Consider the following 2951-nt stretch of genomic DNA (forward strand, 5'->3'; position numbering starts at 1 on the left):
AAAAAAATTTAGACTCACACAGCTCCAGTTTGAGCAACTGGAGCAACACCTGCAAAAGGAAAATACAAGTTTCACTGACTTCATTCATTCATTAATCGAGCGTGAAGTCATGCAAGATGTGATTACCGTTCAACAAACCAAAGACGAAATAAAACCCACAAGAACAAAAATTAAAACAGTGATTGAGGTAGTCAAACGCTATCAAAAGACTGATCCGAATGTATTGCTAGAGCTATCAAGAATCGGCAACAACATAAACCAAATTGCACGAGCGTTGAATATCATCAAGAACGCAGATCCTCAAGAACAACGCAAACTAAATATTTTTAACATGTTGCTTGTTTTAAAAGGCATTCAAACCGAGCTAGAAAAAGTCTTCCCTGCCTTACCTAAAATTAGTCGGCAAAGCCCTGAACGCTTAAAAAAGCAGTTGTCTTCAGTACAACTGGCTGAGGATGATGAAAGTGCATATTAAATTTTTGAATCATGGCAAAGGCAATGCTGCCAAAGCATCGGCATACTTACTCGATAAGTTTGATCACATGGGCAATGTGCGTGCAGGCATTGAAGTTTTAAGAGGTGATGCAACCACATTTAACGCCATTTGTGATGCAAGCCCCCATCTGTGGAAATACACCAGTGGCGTGATTGCTTGGTCAAAGGATGATGCCCCTACAGACGAGCAGATCAGGGAGGTTTTAACCGCCGTTGAAAAAAATGCTTAAACAGGGTTAGACCCATCTCAATATCATCTGTTTGCCGTTCAACATACGGATGATGATGGCTCAAAGCATATTCATGTTTTAGTACCACGCCTTGATTTACAGAGTGGAAAATCACTCAACATTGCGCCCCCAGGGCATGAGAAACATTTCGACTCATTACGGGATTACTTCAACACAAAATACCAGTGGTCACGCCCTGACGATTTGCTGCTAATGCACACGACACAAGAGCCGAACCACGTTGCCAAGCTTAATGCTCAAGCAAAAAAAATACTCTCAAGCAAAGAGCTAGAAACCTTGCCCAAAAAGCAATTTTACAAAGCAATTGATAATTACGTGAAAACCCTCTTAAAAACCAACACAGCAAAAAATAGAGCGGAAATAATCACCTGTATCAAACAACTAGATGGAGTCGACTCGATAAAACCAAATAAAGAGTCTCTAACGGTCACTCTCAACAACGGCAAAAAACATCGAATAAAAGGTGATTTCTATCATGAAAACTTCGAAATTGGATCTTATTCAGAGCATCTCAGAGCAGCAGCAGAAAGCCGACCAACTGCAAGTGAGCTTGCAGCAGCTCTCACAGACGCTGAGCAACTTCGAGCAACTTATAGAGCAAAGCGAGAAGCCTATAATCAACAACACCACGCTTTTACGCAAAGTACAGCAGACGACAACAACCATAGAATCGCACCTAAGCTCGATTTTGACCGAGCTAGGGTTTCTATCACCCCAAGCAATAAAAACGCTAACAGCGAGCTATACGGAGCAAATAGAGGCACTTCAAAAAAAACTAGCGAATATAGATATTACGGAAATATCAAAAGTGAAATCGAGCATAGATTCGTTTTCAACCTCAATTCAGGCTCTACAGAACCACATCAACAGCCAGTTGCAGAGCCTTTCAATCGACAAGCAGAGTCTACAAAAGAGCATACAAACCCAAGTACAGCAAGCGATAGCGAACCAAAGCGTACAGATCGAGAGCGAAATACAAACACTGATTTCAGAAAAGCTAAGCAATCAGAGATCGAAATACATTCTTTGGGGGGTAATCAGCTTTGGAATACTGAGTCTTTTAATGAGTTTTTATCTGAGCTATCAAGCCAGCATGAATCTAAAGACCATCGAAGCACAAGAACAAATAATTCAGCAGAACAGTCAGCAAATCAGAAATCAAATCAAAATGTTGGAAATCCAACGGAGGTAAGCAATGCAGACAGAAATCGACCACTTCTTAACAGAGCAAAACAACTTGTTATCAGAACAAAACAGCTTATTGATTCAACAAATCAATTCATTAAAAACAATCTTGAGCGAATACAGCGAAGTAGAGCAGAGCTTAAAAACTCAACTCAAACAACAGCAAACCTTGATTTCAGCACAACAATCCGAAATAGCCAAAATCGAACAGGGGAGTTTTTCCGAGCAGTTACAGCAAGCATTTCAAGAAAACTTGAAAATCCAATTGAGTCAGCAATTAACCAAATCATTGAGTCAACTGGATTTAAAAATCATTGTCAGCAACTTAGTAACAGCAAATTTAGAACCGATTCAAACAACAATCAGCACACAACAATCAGACATCGAGAGAGCACTCTCGAAAATCTTGCAATTGAAAGTTCCGAGCGACTTCTACGAAGATTTGCAGATGCAAAGCAAGCAGATCAACATGCTTGGGAAAACTCTAGAGAACTTGACGAAATTAATCGAAAACTTGAACGACTAGAAATCGGAATAACAGAAATTCGACTCAAACCCAAGCCAGCTCTTGATTTTAAATATTTAAGAAGCGACGGTTATTACCCCGATTATGTTGCTTATCACAAAGAAATCAGTGAAAAACAACAGCAAGCATATAAAAATCAGAATCAAATACAACTGATTGTTTTAACGAGTAAAAAAATTAAAAATATAGAAGAATACATAAATCGATCAAGTAAAAATCTCACTCACAGCGAGTGTAGAAAGTTAGATGAAATCATCAAAAACGACCGAAGAATGTTGAGATATCTTGAATGTGAGAAGATTTTAGAGCCTAGAAATTCCCATCTCAAAGAACCAAGAGAATTATATCAATCATGTTTGAAAGGCTTTGAGACGATCAAAAATGATATTCACGAAATTAAAAACCCATCACAACAACAAAACAGCATTGAATTATCAAGTCATGAACTCAAACAGCCACAACCGAGAAATGATTTTGACTTGAATATGTAATCC

At 38.7% G+C, this 2951-nt stretch carries 3 protein-coding genes; all 3 read left to right on the top strand.

Annotation, left to right across the window (positions count from 1 at the left end):
* Positions 1-475, top strand: a 475-nt coding sequence (gene mobC / locus FTV41_RS14120) for a plasmid mobilization relaxosome protein MobC (protein ID WP_179996716.1), incomplete at its 5' end; no start/stop codon positions are given.
* Positions 465-725, top strand: coding sequence for a hypothetical protein (locus FTV41_RS14125; RefSeq protein WP_179996717.1), 261 nt, complete (start codon positions 465-467; stop codon positions 723-725). The genes mobC and FTV41_RS14125, both read left to right, overlap by 11 nt.
* A gap of 213 nt (positions 726-938) precedes the next feature.
* Positions 939-2948 carry a mobilization protein gene (locus tag FTV41_RS14130; RefSeq protein ID WP_179996718.1) on the top strand — a complete coding sequence of 670 codons (2010 nt, stop codon included), beginning with the start codon at positions 939-941 and terminating at the stop codon, positions 2946-2948.
* Positions 2949-2951 lie beyond the last annotated feature (3 nt).

This window comes from Acinetobacter sp. YH16051, assembly GCF_013417135.1.
Lineage (GTDB): Bacteria > Pseudomonadota > Gammaproteobacteria > Pseudomonadales > Moraxellaceae > Acinetobacter > Acinetobacter towneri.

What these genes read in the sequence shown, in the direction of transcription:
- FTV41_RS14130 (WP_179996718.1), top strand. Translation starts at nt 939, where the DNA reads ATGCACACGACACAAGAGCCGAACCACGTTGCCAAGCTTAATGCTCAA.